Source organism: Bacillus sp. HMA207, from assembly GCF_003402455.1.
Taxonomy (GTDB): Bacteria; Bacillota; Bacilli; order Bacillales; family Bacillaceae_G; genus Bacillus_A; species Bacillus_A cereus.
Genome location: NZ_BEZT01000003.1, coordinates 160,806 through 176,863, shown reverse-complemented (window position 1 = coordinate 176,863; position 16,058 = coordinate 160,806). Strand labels below are relative to the sequence as shown.

Genomic DNA, 16,058 nt, shown 5'->3' with positions numbered 1-16,058 from the left:
GCATAGATGAATTTAGAAACAATTATTGGTTTAGAGGTTCACGTTGAGTTAAAAACAAATTCGAAAATTTTCTCTGCGAGTCCAACAGAATTCGGAGCGGAGCCAAATACACAAACAAGTGTAATTGACTTAGGATACCCAGGGGTACTTCCTACTTTAAATAAAGAAGCAGTTAACTTTGCGATGAAAGCTGCAATGGCATTAAACTGTGACATCGCAACGGAAACGAAGTTTGACCGTAAAAACTATTTCTATCCAGATAACCCGAAAGCTTACCAAATCTCTCAATTTGATAAGCCAATTGGTGAAAATGGTTGGATTGAAATCGAAGTAGACGGTAAAAAGAAACGTATCGGTATTACACGTCTTCATTTAGAAGAAGATGCTGGTAAATCAACGCATACAGCTGATGGTTCATTAGTAGACTACAACCGTCAAGGTATGCCTTTAATCGAGATCGTATCTGAGCCAGATATGCGTACGCCAGAAGAAGCATATGCATACTTAGAGAAGTTAAAATCAATCATTCAATACACTGGTGTATCTGATTGTAAGATGGAAGAAGGTTCCTTACGTTGTGATGCGAACATTTCTCTTCGTCCAGTTGGACAAGAGAAGTTCGGTACAAAAGCGGAACTGAAAAACTTAAACTCATTCACTTACGTACAAAAAGGTCTTGAGCACGAGCAAGTGCGCCAAGAAAAAGAACTGTTATCTGGTGGTATCATCCAACAAGAAACACGTCGTTATGATGAAGCAACGAAGAAAACAATCTTAATGCGTGTGAAAGAAGGATCTGACGATTACCGTTACTTCCCGGAGCCAGACTTAGTTGAACTTTACATTGATGATGAGTGGAAAGAAGCAGTTCGAGCTTCTATTCCAGAACTTCCAGATGCACGTAAAGCTCGCTACGTTGCAGAACTAGGCTTACCAGCTTATGATGCACACGTGTTAACATTAACGAAAGAGATGTCTGATTTCTTTGAAGCAACTGTTGCAGACGGTGCTGATGCGAAATTAACATCGAACTGGTTAATGGGTGAAGTACTTGCATACTTAAACAAACAACAAAAAGAATTAAAAGACGTTGCATTAACGCCTGCTGGTTTATCTAAAATGGTTCAATTAATTGAAAAAGGTACAATTTCTTCTAAAATCGCGAAGAAAGTATTTAATGAATTAATTGAAAAAGGTGGAGACCCAGAAGAAATCGTTAAAGCGAAAGGTCTTGTTCAAATTTCTGACGAGGGTACACTTCGTAAAGTTGTAACAGAAATTCTTGATAATAATGAGCAATCTATCGAAGACTTTAAAAACGGTAAAGACCGTGCAATTGGCTTCTTAGTTGGTCAAATTATGAAAGCTACAAAAGGACAAGCAAATCCACCGCTTGTTAACAAAATCTTACTTGAAGAGATTAATAAGCGATAATAGTAATGACTTTTAAAGATTAAGCAGAAAAACACCCGTACATGGGTGTTTTTCTAGGTTAATCAAACGTTTGTTTAAATGAGACAAAATCGTTTAAACAAACGTTTGATTAACTGTCAAAAGTGGAAAAATGTTTGTATAGCAACTATGGTATGATAGTTGCAAAAAGGTGGGAATAATGATAAATCTAAACATAGAGGTTTTTTTCATCTCATGAAATAATAGATAGTTATTATTCGTTATATGTAAATTTTTATGGAAGAATGGATAGAAATAAAGTGAAACTTTAATCAGTGGGAGGTTCATCCAAAGCTGATTATTAGCCCTCACCAATCGGGCATTTACTGCCCGCAAATAGCGGGATAAATTTTGGAGTCAAATAAAAAACCATTGAAATGAATATTTACTTTTGATGGACTACACGAATCGGGTTCTTACTGCCTGTTTGAGCGGGATAAAAGAAGGATAGCAAGATGAGAGGAGGTAGGCATGGGAATACTGAATAGAAGTTCAGTATGTTCTTTTTCGATACATAAAGAAATTTCCTGTGCTAATAAATGATGAAGCGAGCAAGAATTATTTATAATCCTACTTCTGGGCGTGAGCTATTTAAGAAGAGCTTACCAGAAGTATTACAAAAATTAGAACAAGCTGGCTATGAGACATCTTGTCATGCGACAACGGGTCCTGGAGACGCTACTGTGGCGGCGAGGCAAGCTGCGGATCGTAAGTTTGATGTTGTTATTGCGGCTGGTGGCGACGGTACATTAAATGAAGTAGTAAACGGTTTAGTTGGGCATGAATTCCGTCCGAAATTTGGAATTATTCCAGTTGGAACGACAAATGACTTTGCACGTGCAATTGGTGTACCTCGTTCTATTGAAGAGGCAGCAGATATTATTTGCGAAGGAAAAACAGTGCCATTAGACCTTGGTAGAGCGAACGATACATATTTTATTAACATCGCTGGTGGCGGTCGTATTACAGAATTAACATACGAAGTACCGAGTAAGTTAAAGACAGTATTAGGGCAGCTTGCTTATTACCTAAAAGGTATCGAGATGTTACCATCATTGCATCCGACATATGTTGAAATTGAGTATGATGGAAAGTTACTACAAGAAGAAATTACGATGTTTTTAATTACGAATACTCGTTCAGTAGGTGGATTTGAAAAGGTAGCACCGTATGCATCTATTAACGATGGGTTATTTGACCTATTAGTACTGAAAAAAGGTTCTATCGCTGATTTAATTAAAGCAGCAACACAAGCACAACGTGGTGAACATATTAATAATCCAAAAGTGTTATATACACAAGCGAACCGAATTAAAGTACATTCACCAGATAAACTAATGATTAATTTAGATGGTGAGTATGGTGGAGATGCACCGATGGAATTCGAAAATATATATCATTGTTTAGAATTATTTGTTCCTGAACATCAAGAGGATGCCCTGTAAGGGCATCCTTTTTTACTTTGTTAAAATGAATTGTAAATTGGGAGTTAGTTTGATTTTTATGGTATTTTTACAATTCTTTTATTTTACATCCATACTTTATTGATACACTGGAAGAGATAAGAAATGAGAGGTAGGGTGCTATGGAGAAGGTAAAGGCGATATTATTTGATAAAGATGGGACATTAATGGATTTTCATTCAATATGGATAAAAGTAGCTGAAGAACTTGTAGCTGAATGTATAAGTTTATATCATTTACCAAGTACAATGCGGCAGACCTTATTAGAAGAGATTGGTGTAGAGGGAGCATTTGTTAATCCAAGGAGTGCAATAGCTGCTGGAACAAGCCTTGATGTAGCGAAGGGGCTTTGTAATTATATTGAGTCTGCTAGAGAAGAAGAGATGCATCAGTGGGTAAGTGAGAAGTTATTTTCCCTTATGTATGAGCATCGTTCGCATATGAAAATGACAGCAGACTTACCGAAAGTGTTACAGGCATTAAAAGATAAAGGATTTATATTAGGGGTTGTCACGGCGGATGATTTCGCACCAACAGAATTATTTTTAAAACAATATAAGTTGGAGAACTTTTTTGATTATATTATAGCCTCGGATACATTCCCTGCGCAAAAACCAGATAAAAAGATTATAGAAGTGTTTTGTGAGAAATTTAATTTAGAATCATGTGAGGTTGCGGTTGTTGGAGATACGCCAACTGATTTACATTTAGCTAAAAATGGCGATTGCTATGCAATTGGGGTGCTATCTGGTACAGGAGACCGTCCAACATTAGAACCACTTGCTGATTTAGTGTTAGATTCTGTTGGAGAGTTTATTTCTCAATCGGGTGAGTTTTTCTGGGAGAAAGAAAAGTCTAATGTGTAAGGAAAATAAGTCTATAAAGACTCTTAATGAGTCTTTATAGACTTATTTTTTATGCCTGGATACAAAGAATATAGGATAAATGCTAGAAAAGAAAGTTGGCATATATTTTGCAATAAAAAGAGAAAACAATGTAAAGAAAAGGATGGGGTACGCAATGAACACAAAAAAATTTGCTAAAGTAAATGAACAAATTCCAGGACCGAAAGCGGCATCTTTATTAGAACGCCGTCAAAATATAGTACCAAAAGGAGTAAGTAACGGCATCCCAACGTTTGTACAATCTGCCAATGGTGCTCTTGTAACAGATGTTGATGGCAATCAGTACATTGATTTTGCAGGAGCAATCGGGACAATTAACGTAGGGCATTGTCATCCAAAGGTTAAAGAAGCGCTCCATAAACAAGTCGATCAATACATTCATACTGGATTTAACGTCATGATGTATGAGCCATATATTGAATTAGCAGAAAAGCTTGCGGCATTGGCACCAGGAAGTTTCGATAAGCAAGTCCTGTTTTTAAATAGTGGTGCAGAAGCAGTTGAGAACGCGGTGAAAATCGCTCGTAAATATACGAAGAGACCTGGTATTATCGCATTTTCTAAAGGTTTCCACGGGCGTACATTAATGACAATGACGATGACAAGTAAAGTGAAGCCATATAAATTTGGGTTTGGTCCCTTTGCTCCAGAAGTATATAAAGCGCCATTTCCATACGAATACCGTCGCCCAGAGGGATTAACGGAAGAGCAGTATGATGATTTTATTATTGAAGAGTTTAAGAACTTCTTCATATCGGAAGTAGCACCAGAAACAATTGCAGCTGTTGTAATGGAACCTGTTCAAGGGGAAGGTGGATTTATCGTCCCAAGTAAGAAATTTGTTCAAGAAGTACGCCGCATTTGTTCAGAGAACGGCATCTTATTTGTAGCGGATGAAATACAAACAGGCTTTAGTCGTACAGGAAAATATTTTGCAATTGATCACTATGATGTCGTTCCAGATTTAATTACAGTGTCTAAATCATTAGGTGCTGGTGTACCGATAAGTGGTGTCATTGGACGTAAAGAAATTATGAATGAGTCTGCACCAGGTGAACTTGGTGGAACGTATGCAGGAAGTCCATTAGGATGTGCGGCTGCATTAGCTGTTCTCGATGTAATAGAAAATGAGAAATTAAATGATAGAGCGATAGAATTAGGAAAAGTCGTAATGAACCGATTCGAAGAGATGAAAAATAAATATCATTGCATCGGTGATGTGCGTGGGTTAGGCGCAATGTGTGCATTTGAGGTCGTTCAAGATCGTAAGACGAAAGCACCTGACAAAACGTTAACGGCTAATCTATGTGCAGAAGCAAATAAGCGTGGGTTACTGTTATTATCAGCAGGGACATATGGAAATGTTATCCGTGTGTTAATGCCTTTAGTTATTACAGATGAGCAACTTGAAGAAGGTTTAACAATAATTGAAGAATCGTTGCAAGCTTGCTATGAGCAAACAAACATCGCTCGCGTTTAAAAACTGAAGTATAAATAGCAAACATTCTAGCTGACTCTATGTTAAATGCAGAAAATTCACTTTATAATAAAGGTAGTGAAGTGGATCGATGGATTTGAAGTTAGGGGTGGCTAGGATGGTTGCAGAAAAGGAACGAGTGTTAATGGATTTAAAAGATGTATTTGAATATGCGTTTGACGAAATTTTTGTTACAGATGAGCAAGGGATCGTTGTACGTGTAAATAGTACATGTGAAAGGCACTACCAACTAGCTGCAGAAGAGTTAGTTGGTAAGCATGTAAAAGAACTACAAAAGGATGGAATCTTTTATCCATCAGCGACATTAGAAGTGATTGAAAAAAAGAGGCCAATTGAACTCGTTCAAACTACAAAATCAGGAGAGTATTTACACGTTCGTACAAGGCCTGTTTTTGATGATGAGGGAAATTTAAGAAGAGTGATTAGTTATTCTCGCGACCTTACTGAACTCTATCAATTACGTCAAAAGGTAGAGGAAATGGATAATCAGCTAAAAACATATAAAAAAGAATTAAGAGAAACATATGAGCATGAAGGACTTATTTTTAAAAGTCTAGCTATGCAAAAAATAGTCGATACAATCAAAAAAGTATCTGTAGTGGATAGTACTGTTCTCGTTTTAGGCGAGACTGGAGTAGGGAAAAGTCGATTAGTACGCCATTTACATGAAGTGAGTCACCGTAAGTATGAAAGTTTCTATGAAATTAATTGTGCGGCATTGCCAACTAATTTAATTGAATCGGAGCTTTTTGGATATTCAGGTGGATCTTTTACAGGTGCGAATCGTGAAGGGAAAAAGGGACTATTAGAATCCGCGCATAAAGGAACTCTTTTTTTAGATGAAATCGGTGAAATGCCGCTTGAAATTCAAGCGAAGCTTTTGCAAGTATTGCAAGAAAAAACATTTCGTCCTATAGGCGGAAGAGAATTAAAAAAAGTGGATGTTCGAATTGTGGCGGCAACAAATAGAGATTTAAGCGAGATGGTGAAACAAGGAACATTTCGGAAAGATTTATACTATCGTTTGAATGTCATTCCAATTGCAATTCCCCCGCTTAGGGAAAGAACAGAAGATATTTTGCCGCTTATTTATCATTACTTGCAGCACTTTAATAAAAAGTACGGACGTGATGTGAAACTAGCGCCGAGTACGTTACAAATGTTTGTTGGATATCCGTGGGAAGGGAACAATAGAGAAATAGAGAATGTAATTGAGAGAATTGTTATTACTGTTGATGATGTTGTAACGGTAGAGGATTTGCCACTCTCTATGCAAGAGGCTGCAGTTGAACAATCGGGGCAAAGCCTTTATAAAATGCTGGAAGAGGTAGAGAGAAATATAATTCTTAAAGCGTATAAAACGTATGGATCAAGTTATAAAGTGGCTGAGTTTTTGCAAATTAGTCAATCTGCTGCTACTAGAAAAATTAAGAAGTTCATAGAGGAGGAAGAAAACATTGGATAAAAAGGCGACTTTCGTAAGTATAGATAAAAAGGCGATGTATATAAATGGTGAGTGGATTACACTACAAGAACAAATTGAAGTAAATAATCCTGCGACGAAGGAAATATTTGCAACTGTACCAAAAGGCGGAGTAACAGAGGCAAAGCAAGCTGTTGATGCTGCACATGAAGCTTTTAAAACGTGGTCTAAGTTAACGGCAGCAGATCGTGCCACGAAGTTAAAAAAGTGGTTTACGCTTATTGATGAAAATAAAGAAGAGATCGCAGCGATTATGACGAAGGAACAAGGAAAGCCGTTTGCAGAAGCGCTTGGTGAAGTAAATTATGCAAACAGTTTTGTTGAATGGTATGCAGAAGAGGGGAAACGCGTATATGGTGAAATGATTCCTGCTGCTCATCCGAATAAGCGCATTTTAGTTATGAAGCAACCAGTTGGCGTTATGGCAGCTATTACACCTTGGAACTTCCCAGCTGCTATGATTACGAGAAAGGTAGCCCCAGCGCTTGCAGCAGGCTGTACAGCCGTTGTGAAACCGGCAAGTCAAACGCCATTAACTGCATTGAAATTAGCTGAATTAGCCCATGAAGCAGATATTCCAAAGGGCGTAATCAATATCGTAACAGGTAGTGCAAAAGCAATTGCTGATACATGGATGGAAGATGGTCGCGTTCGAAAAGTGTCCTTTACAGGGTCAACGGAAATCGGGAAAGAGTTAATGGCTAGTGCGGCGCAAACGATGAAAAAAGTTTCGCTTGAGTTAGGGGGACACGCTCCGTTTATCGTAATGAATGATGCAGATTTAGATAAAGCAGTAGAAGCGGTGATTGGTTCGAAATTCCGTAATGCAGGACAAACGTGTATATGTACAAACCGAGTATTCGTTCAAGAAGAAGTATACGAAGTATTTGTAGAGAAGTTCCAAAAGGCAGTAGGGCAGTTGAAAGTAGGAGACGGTTTCGGTGACGGAACGACTGTCGGGCCACTTATTGATGAGAATGCAGTTTCAAAAGTACAAGAACATATTGAAGATGCTATTCAAAAAGGTGGAACAGTTTTATATGGTGGTCAAAAGGTCGTAGAGTTAGAGGGACATTTCATTCAACCGACTGTAATTGGGTTGGCAAATGATACGATGCTTTGTATGAATGAAGAAACATTTGGGCCAGTGGCACCAGTTACGAAATTTAAAACAGTTGATGAAGTAATCGAACGTGCAAACAATACACCATACGGTTTAGCTGCGTATATTTTCACGAAAGACATTAGCCAAGCATTCCAAATTAGTGAAGCGTTAGAGTACGGTATTATCGGTCTAAACGATGGTCTTCCATCAGTTGCACAAGCACCATTTGGTGGATTTAAAGAAAGTGGTATCGGTCGTGAAGGAGGCCATTTCGGCATCGAGGAATATTTAGAAATTAAATATATTTCATTGGGACTATAAGTAGTATACTAGAATCTCTATAAGGTAACAGAGAAGGAGATTCTAGTATGGTATATTGGCTATTATTACTTGTTACAATTATTTTTGAAGTAGCTGGAACAATTGCGATGAAACTATCAAATGGTTTAACAAAGCTCGTTCCAAGTGTACTGATTTTCGTGTTTTATGGAATTTGTTTCAGCGTGTTCGCCATCGTTGTGAAAAAGATTCATTTAAGTATTGCTTATGCTATTTGGTCTGGCGTTGGAACATTACTTATTACAATCATTAGTGTGTACTTTTTTAAAGAGCATATTAGTTTATTTCAAGCATTTTGTATTCTTTTTATTGTTTTGGGTGTCATTGGACTTAAGGTTTCATCGGCATCATGAAAGCTATCTTTTGTAGAAGATAGCTTTTTTCTATTTGTGCAGTTAGCAATTAATACGACAAAATATGACAAGAAAGAGTAAAGCGTTTTGTTATGATACATATGAAATATTGTCTTATGTGGAGGAAAGAGTATGTTAAAAAAGGTAAGTCAAATTGTTTTAATTTTTGGCATAGCTTTTAGTTTAAGTGCTTGCACTGAGACTAAAGATAGTAATGAAAGTAAACAAGAAGATGTTCAAGATAAAGTGTATAAAATAGGGGAGACAGTAGACGTAGATGGTTTGCAAGTAACTATCGATTCAGTTAAATTAGGATATCCGGATTATGATGAGAATAAAAAGAAAGAGGAGATTTTGGGGATTATTTTCAAAGTAGAAAATAATAGTAAAAAGGAAATACCTTTTGCATTTTATGAATTTGAGATTACCGATAAGAAAGGTACAAGATTTAAAGAATATAATAACCCTGATAGCTTTATTAGTAAAAAGTTAGCACCAGATGAAAAAATTCAAGATATCATGCTATTTGACGTAGCGAAAGAAAATACGTATATCGCTACGTATAGACCGGAGTTTACGCATGAAAATAGAACGATAAAATTTGAATTGAAACCAAATAAATAAAGAAACACATTGGATTATCCAATGTGTTTCTTTATGGTAATAAATTTAAAACGCCCAGTTACCTTTACGGAAGATAGGCTCATGTCTGCCATCAGCAGTAATACCGTCAATATCAAGCTCAGCTGATCCAATCATGAAGTCGTTGTGTGTGATACTAGCGTTTGCGCCGTTTTCAGCAAGTTCTTCTTTAGACATTGTTTTTCCGCCAACTAAGTTAAATGCATAAGCATTTCCGATTGCAAGGTGGCAAGATGCATTTTCGTCAAATAGTGTATTGTAGAATAAAACATTTGTGTTTGAAATTGGTGAGTCATGAGGCACTAAAGCTACTTCTCCTAAGAAGTGAGAACCTTCATCTGTTTCTACTAAATGTTTTAAAGCTTCTTCACCAGCTTCAGCTTTATAGTCTACGATACGCCCGTTTTCAAATGTTAACGTGAAATTATCGATAATATTACCTGCAAATACTAACGGTTTTGTACTAGAAACTTGGCCGTTTACACCTGTTTTAAGTGGCATTGTAAATACTTCTTCAGTTGGAATATTAGCCATAAATGGTACGTTCTTTTCATTTAAGCTACCAGCACCAGCCCATACATGTTTTTCTGGAAGTTCGATTGTTAAATCTGTTCCAGGACCTGTATAGTGAAGAGCTTTATAATGCTTTTCGTTTAAGTAATCTACTTTTGTATGTAATGTTTCATCATGTTCTTTCCATGCTTCTACAGGATTTTCTAAATCAGCACGAGTAGCTTTGAAAATAGCATCCCATAACTTTGCTTCTTGTTCTTCTGGCGCTACGTCAGGGAATACTTTCGCAGCCCATTCTTTCGTAGGAACAGAAATGACACACCAACTTACTTTATCGGCTTGTACGTAATCACGGTATACTTTCATCGCTTCTCCAGCTACTTTATGAGCTGTTGCAATACGCGATGCTTCTACACCTTTTAATAAATCAGGGTTTTCTGCATAGATAGACATAAATGCAGCGCCTTCTTTTGCTAATTCTTCACGAGCATGTGCTTTCCAAGATGGAAATTCAGCGAAAGCTTCTTCAGGAGCTAGATCGAACTTTAAGCGTGTTAACGTCTCATCATTCCAATCTACATATACGTGTTTTGCACCAGATTTATATGCTTTTTCTGTAACGAGGCGTACAAATTGTACAGCTTCAAGAGGTGCACTAATTGATAAAGTTTGTCCAGGTTGAATATTAACACCAACATTAACTGCAAGAGCAGCATATTTCTCTAACGTTTGTTCAAATGACATATGTATAATCTCCTTTAATTTGAAAGATTTCTTACTATATATAATACAAGAAAATTCTAAAAATATATATAAATATAAAGTAAAAAGAGAGCTCAAAATGTATTGAGCCCTTATATTTACTTAATTGAAGAAGCAAACTGCTCTACAGTCGTTGTATGGTGTATACGAACGCGCTTCATCTTTAACAATTCATCAGGTTCACCCTTCGTAATGAATTGCCCAGGCTTTGTCGTCGTCGCAAATTGATAATACTTCTTCGTTTCTGTAACAACCTTATCATCTACATGACCGAATGGATAAGCAATCGCGATAACAGGCTTACCTGTTATTTTTTCTAGTTTTTCTTTTGAACCTTTTAACTCTTCCTCATAGTTTGTAATTTTCGGTAAGTCTGCATGTGTTGCAGTATGAGATTGCACCGAGAAAATGCCGGAATCAACCATTTCTTTTATTTCAGAAGTAGACAATGCTCCTTCTACATCAACGTTATCAACAATCATATATTCTGTTGCAGCCGGTTTAAAAGTATCATCTTTTAGCTTTTGTAAAACGCGAAATGCATTCATATTATTTTTCATACCGTCATCAAATGTAACGAAAATCGGCTTATTTACTTTATTTATATCGCCCCAGCGTTCAAACGTTAAAAGCGTATAACCATTGTCTTTTAAATGTTTCATTTGTGCTTCAAAGTTAGCTGGTGATACGAATAAGTCTTTAATACCTTGACCATGATAATCATCGATTGCGTGATACATAAGAACAGGAACCTTTTGTTCGAAAGTAATAGTAGATTTCGTAAGCGGGATTGTTTTCCCATCTTCTTTCATTCCTGTTGCTTCAATTTGGAACTCACCGCGTTTTCCTTCAAATTCTTTTATGTCAAAAGGAATTGTAAATTGTTTCTCCTTTTCTTTAGAAGAAAAAGATTTAGCACGTTCCTTTCCATCAGCTGTGCGCCAAATTTTATATTGCACTTCATTTAAAGAATCTTTTAAGTCTGTAATATGAATACTTGTGTTTGTAGATTCGTGTGTGATGGGAGTATAAGAAATTTTACCTTGTTCTTGTAGAGTCTCTTTTTGTATAGCTACTTCTTGAACCTTTTTCTCTTTTTTAGGTTCTTGGCTTACATTGCTAGTATTGCAGCCTGCTAGAATGGCAGACGTACATAAAGCAATTGCTGCGTATTTTCTCATAAAAATCACCTTCTATTGTGTAGTATGTTGCATATTGACATTAAAATCCCCACCGCTATAAGAGTGGTGGGGATATACCCTTGTTCATCATATCATTTGAAGAAAATGAGGGGAATATGATTTTTAGGAGGCTATTAAGGTAATAGATTAGTGACTTTGAATAGATGTATTTTTTTGTTTCTTATTAGAATTAATAATAATATAACCGACTACAAAGATAAGAGGAATAATGAAGACATAGATAGGCATTCCCCATACATAATAGCTTTTCAGCGTTAAGACTAGTAAATGTAAGAAATCGAAAAGGGCGTGAATTTTCATAAGGTCCTCCAATGTTTTTTACAAATTATAACATTTAACGCTTATTATTTGTATAATTTGGAAAGTTATTTAAGCTAATTTTAAAGTAAGAAGAAGACATATTAATATGCAATTTTGCATAAGGATATGTATTTAATTAAAATATAAAGATTTTATACTATAATGAAAACCGCTATAAAACTAAGTAAGAATAATGTATGGAGTGGAGAATAGAAATGAAATATAAAAAAATAATATATATCTTTTTCATATCGCTATTTATAGTTGGTTGTCAAAGTGAAGTGAGTAAAGCGAATAGCGTGGAAGAGTATATTCCATCGCATCTTATGAATGCGGAAGTGACGGCGGATATTATGACACTAGAATTTCCTTATGAGATAAAAGAGAAATTAGAGAAAATCGGAAATAAAATGAGCAATAGTATTACAAATAATTTAGATTGGTATTTGAAGTATGCCGAAGAAGAAATTATACCGAAAAAAACGTTTCCTTATCATCAAAACTTAGGTATTACAAAAGAAGAATATGATTTTATGATAGATAAAATGAATAATGCAGAATATGTAAATACCAAAGACGGAAAACTCTTTTTTAAACAGAAAGATCATGAAATTCAAATTCTCTCTGATGAAAATTTGAAGCTAATTAAAAATATTCGAATTGATACAGAGAAGAATATAATTAAAACTCCTTTAGGAGAATGCGAATATGAAGGTGAAATAAAGGCGTCGGATGAACAAAAAGCTACTGGTCCATGGAGTGGGAAGATGTGGACTTTAAAAAGCGATGGATTACTTTATCATTTTTCATTAGGAAAGTTAAAAAACATAAACAAATCTATCATTTACATTTCAATAAAAGGTATATATAAAGATAGGATTATCAATACAGAAGAAGCAGTTGAATTTCACTCGATTTCATAAAGAATCAAAAAAATCACCTTACTTGTTAAAGTAAGGTGATTTTTTATTAAATAAACAATCCAGCGATTGTCGCAGATAAAATAGAAGCAAGTGTTGATGCAAATAGCATTTTCCAACCAAATTTAGAAACAACGCTTCCTTGTTTTTCAGAAAGGGCACGGATTGTACCAACGATTGCACCAATTTGGCTAATACTTGCGAAGCTAATTAAGAATACTGTAACGATTCCAACTGTACGTGGAGCTAATGTTGTAGCTGTGTCTTTTAAATCAAGGATTGCTACAAACTCATTTAAAACAATCTTCGTACCCATAATACCACCAGCTGGGATAATATCTTGAGTTGGAATACCCATTAAGAATGCGAATGGAGAAAGTACGTAACCGAATATTTGTTGTAAAGTAACAGCATGTCCCATTGCGCCTGAAGCTGCACTAATTACGTAGTTTACAACTTCCATCACACCGATAAAGGCGATCATTAATGCGGCAACGATACCAGCTACTTTTAAACCATCAAGCGCACCGTTAATCATTGCGCCGATAAAGCTGTCTCCGAATAGAGTTCTATCAAATTTCTGAATCACTTCATCTTCTTTCTTCGTATCAACTGGTGTTAATAACGAACAAACGATTAAGCTTGAGAATAAGTTTAGCGGAAGAGCTGCCAGTACGTATTTTGCATCTAACATCATTACGTATGATGCTGTAACAGAAGCAGAAACGGAGCTCATCGCAGAACAACAAATGATAAACATACGATTTTTATTGAAATGCTGTAAATCGTTTTTAATAACGATTAACGCTTCACTTGAACCGAAGAATACAGAGTTTACTGCGTGGAATGACTCAACACGTGGTAAACCAGTAATTTTTGAAATAGCACCGCCGACAACGCGAACGATGAATGGTAAAACACCTAAATAACTAAAGATTGAAAGTAGTGCTGAGAAAAATACGATAATTAATAATACGTTTAAGAAAAAGACAAAATCTCTGTGAATTCCATTAAAGAGAAAATCGACACCTGTCGTACCAAGTTTAATTAGTTTGTTGAAAACTTTACTAATGAAAATAATGATTTGTTGACCAATCTTTGTAGCAAACATAAACCAACCGATTAAAATTTGGAAACCAATCATAATTGCAATTGCACGGAAGTTGATTTTACTTTTGTTGTTTGACAAAGCAAAACATAAACCTAACACGGCAAGAATACCGATAATGCTCATTACATATTGCATGTAGTTGCCCCTTTCAGAAGTTCGTATAAAGTTTGTACATAAAACGCTCGTTATATTACTAAAAATAAAAGAACGAGGTTTTATGTCATACGTAAGATGTCTGACCTTTTAGAAAAATAAAAATAAAAAAAGACCCATATGGATTCACTTTCATCTATGAGAGAAAGCTAATCAATATGAGTCCTTTTTTGCGCATAGGCTAATATTCATTAGTTTTCCCCATAGTCCAGCAATTTAAGGTTGCCGGGTAGAAACTCTCGATCCATATTATCAAGTATATATGAGGTAACATCGTCCGTATTAAATTAGTAGTAGCGTAACATTAACAGAGAAGTATCGTCAATAGCTTTTTTTCTTCCAATAGAAAAAGACCATATAAGTATGATAAAATGTAACGCAGTGTTATGAAAAAGAGAGGTCGGAAAATGAGTACTAAAATGACGCCACCAGTTGAGAAAAACGAGTTTATAGATGTAGTATTTGAAGATTTAACACATGATGGTGCCGGTGTTGCGAAAGTAAAGGGCTATCCTATTTTCGTTAAAAACGGATTACCAGGTGAAGAAGCGCAAATTAAAATTATTAAAGTGAAGAAAAACTTCGCATTTGGTCGTTTAATGAAGCTTCATACAGAAAGTCCATATCGTAAAGATGCTGAATGCCCAGTATATAATCAGTGCGGCGGTTGTCAGCTTCAGCACTTATCATATGAGGGACAATTACAGGCGAAAGAAAAGCAAGTACGTGACGTTATGCAACGCATTGGAGGACTAGCTGATGTTCCTGTTCATCCTGTACTTGGCATGCAAAATCCGTGGGTATACCGTAATAAAGCACAAGTACCAATCGGAGAACGTGAAGGCGGACTTGTAGCTGGTTTTTATCGCCAAGGAACGCATGACATCATTAATATGGAATCATGCTTAATTCAGGCAGAAGAAAACGATACATTAATCCAAGAAGTAAAACGTATTTGTGAAAAGCACGGTATCACTGCGTACAACGAAGAGCGTAACAAAGGAACACTTCGTCACGTAATGGCTCGTTACGGACAAGTAACAGGGGAAATTATGCTTGTCTTCATTACGCGTACAGCAGAATTGCCGAACAAAAAAGCAATCATTGAAGAAATTGCAGCGAAATTCCCAGAAGTAAAATCAATCGTTCAAAACGTAAATACGAAGCGTACAAACGTAATTTTCGGAGACAAAACGACAGTATTATACGGATCAGAATATATTTATGACTTTATCGGTGACATTAAATTTGCGATTTCAGCACGTTCATTCTATCAAGTAAACCCAGAGCAAACGAAAGTGCTTTACGATAAAACGTTAGAATACGCAAAATTAAATGGTAACGAAACAGTAATCGATGCCTATTGCGGAATCGGATCAATCTCGTTATTCCTAGCGCAAAAAGCGAAAAAAGTGTACGGCGTTGAAATCGTCCCAGAAGCAATCGAAGACGCAAACCGAAACGCAGCACTAAACAACATGACAAACGCTGAATTTGGCGTAGGAGAAGCAGAAGTAGTCATTCCAAAATGGTACAAAGAAGGCGTAATCGCCGACACAATGGTCGTAGACCCACCGCGTAAAGGCTGTGACGAAGCATTACTAAATACAATCATCGACATGAAGCCAAACCGCGTCGTATACGTATCGTGTAACCCAGCAACATTAGCACGTGATTTAAAAGTACTAGAAGAAGGCGGATATAAAACGCAGGAAGTACAGCCTGTTGATATGTTCCCGCATACGACGCATGTGGAGTGTGTGGCTTGGCTTAAGTTGGTATAATAGGAAAGCAGTTGATATAGGGGAAATCTATACCACCTGCTTTTTGGTTTACAAAAATACCATTCATAAGCGA

At 36.2% G+C, this 16,058-nt stretch carries 14 protein-coding genes and 1 riboswitch; of the genes, 10 read left to right on the top strand and 4 right to left on the bottom strand.

The annotated features are described in order from the left end of the window. Positions 1–6 precede the first annotated feature (6 nt). The 8 genes from gatB to HMAS_RS24370 all read left to right on the top strand — a co-directional run bounded on the left by gatB (position 7) and on the right by HMAS_RS24370 (position 9,222). Positions 7–1,434 carry an Asp-tRNA(Asn)/Glu-tRNA(Gln) amidotransferase subunit GatB gene (gene gatB, locus HMAS_RS24405; protein ID WP_001047673.1) on the top strand — a complete coding sequence of 476 codons (1,428 nt, stop codon included), beginning with the start codon at positions 7–9 and terminating at the stop codon, positions 1,432–1,434. 557 nt (positions 1,435–1,991) lie between these two features. Further along, a complete protein-coding gene (locus HMAS_RS24400) occupies positions 1,992–2,897 on the top strand; it encodes a diacylglycerol kinase (RefSeq protein ID WP_000977679.1) in 906 nt (301 codons plus the stop codon). 140 nt (positions 2,898–3,037) lie between these two features. After that, on the top strand, positions 3,038–3,781 hold the full coding sequence (locus tag HMAS_RS24395) for an HAD family hydrolase (RefSeq protein WP_000416672.1): 744 nt from the start codon (positions 3,038–3,040) through the stop codon (positions 3,779–3,781). A gap of 154 nt (positions 3,782–3,935) precedes the next feature. Then, positions 3,936–5,300: a 4-aminobutyrate--2-oxoglutarate transaminase gene (gene gabT, locus HMAS_RS24390; protein WP_001093017.1), complete on the top strand. Its 1,365-nt coding sequence runs from the start codon at positions 3,936–3,938 to the stop codon at positions 5,298–5,300. Positions 5,301–5,415: 115 nt separating this feature from the next. Beyond that, positions 5,416–6,783, top strand: coding sequence for a sigma-54 interaction domain-containing protein (locus HMAS_RS24385; RefSeq protein ID WP_000225146.1), 1,368 nt, complete (start codon positions 5,416–5,418; stop codon positions 6,781–6,783). Beyond that, positions 6,776–8,227, top strand: a complete 1,452-nt coding sequence (gene gabD, locus HMAS_RS24380) for an NADP-dependent succinate-semialdehyde dehydrogenase (protein WP_000358136.1) — start codon at positions 6,776–6,778, stop codon at positions 8,225–8,227. The genes HMAS_RS24385 and gabD overlap by 8 nt, the downstream gene beginning before the upstream one ends. A 47-nt stretch (positions 8,228–8,274) precedes the next feature. Continuing rightward, the gene (locus HMAS_RS24375) at positions 8,275–8,598 is read left to right on the top strand and encodes a DMT family transporter (protein ID WP_000263262.1); all 324 of its coding nucleotides are present in this window, start codon (positions 8,275–8,277) and stop codon (positions 8,596–8,598) included. A 132-nt stretch (positions 8,599–8,730) separates the two neighbouring features. Continuing rightward, entirely contained in the window at positions 8,731–9,222 is a 492-nt protein-coding gene (locus tag HMAS_RS24370) for a DUF4352 domain-containing protein (protein ID WP_000915109.1), read from the top strand. A 45-nt stretch (positions 9,223–9,267) separates the two neighbouring features. On the opposite strand, the gene HMAS_RS24365 is transcribed toward HMAS_RS24370, so the two are convergent. The 3 genes from HMAS_RS24365 to HMAS_RS27845 form a co-directional block, all read right to left on the bottom strand. Further along, entirely contained in the window at positions 9,268–10,497 is a 1,230-nt protein-coding gene (locus tag HMAS_RS24365) for an aminopeptidase (RefSeq protein WP_000007349.1), read from the bottom strand. 116 nt (positions 10,498–10,613) lie between these two features. Further along, entirely contained in the window at positions 10,614–11,696 is a 1,083-nt protein-coding gene (locus HMAS_RS24360) for a polysaccharide deacetylase family protein (protein WP_001233735.1), read from the bottom strand. 147 nt (positions 11,697–11,843) lie between these two features. Further along, positions 11,844–12,017 (bottom strand): hypothetical protein, encoded by a 174-nt coding sequence (locus HMAS_RS27845; RefSeq protein WP_000690673.1) that lies wholly within the window; start codon positions 12,015–12,017, stop codon positions 11,844–11,846. 215 nt (positions 12,018–12,232) lie between these two features. Between HMAS_RS27845 and HMAS_RS24355 the strand changes: the two genes are divergently transcribed. Next, a complete protein-coding gene (locus tag HMAS_RS24355; protein ID WP_000875599.1) occupies positions 12,233–12,940 on the top strand; it encodes a hypothetical protein in 708 nt (235 codons plus the stop codon). 46 nt (positions 12,941–12,986) lie between these two features. Here the strand turns inward: HMAS_RS24355 and HMAS_RS24350 are convergent, their stop codons facing one another. Beyond that, entirely contained in the window at positions 12,987–14,183 is a 1,197-nt protein-coding gene (locus HMAS_RS24350; RefSeq protein WP_001200491.1) for a NupC/NupG family nucleoside CNT transporter, read from the bottom strand. Between the two features lie 202 nt (positions 14,184–14,385). Continuing rightward, positions 14,386–14,487: riboswitch (purine riboswitch) on the bottom strand. 121 nt (positions 14,488–14,608) lie between these two features. Here HMAS_RS24350 and rlmD point away from each other — a divergent pair. After that, positions 14,609–15,985: a 23S rRNA (uracil(1939)-C(5))-methyltransferase RlmD gene (gene rlmD / locus HMAS_RS24345; RefSeq protein ID WP_000105017.1), complete on the top strand. Its 1,377-nt coding sequence runs from the start codon at positions 14,609–14,611 to the stop codon at positions 15,983–15,985. Positions 15,986–16,058: the final 73 nt, after the last annotated feature.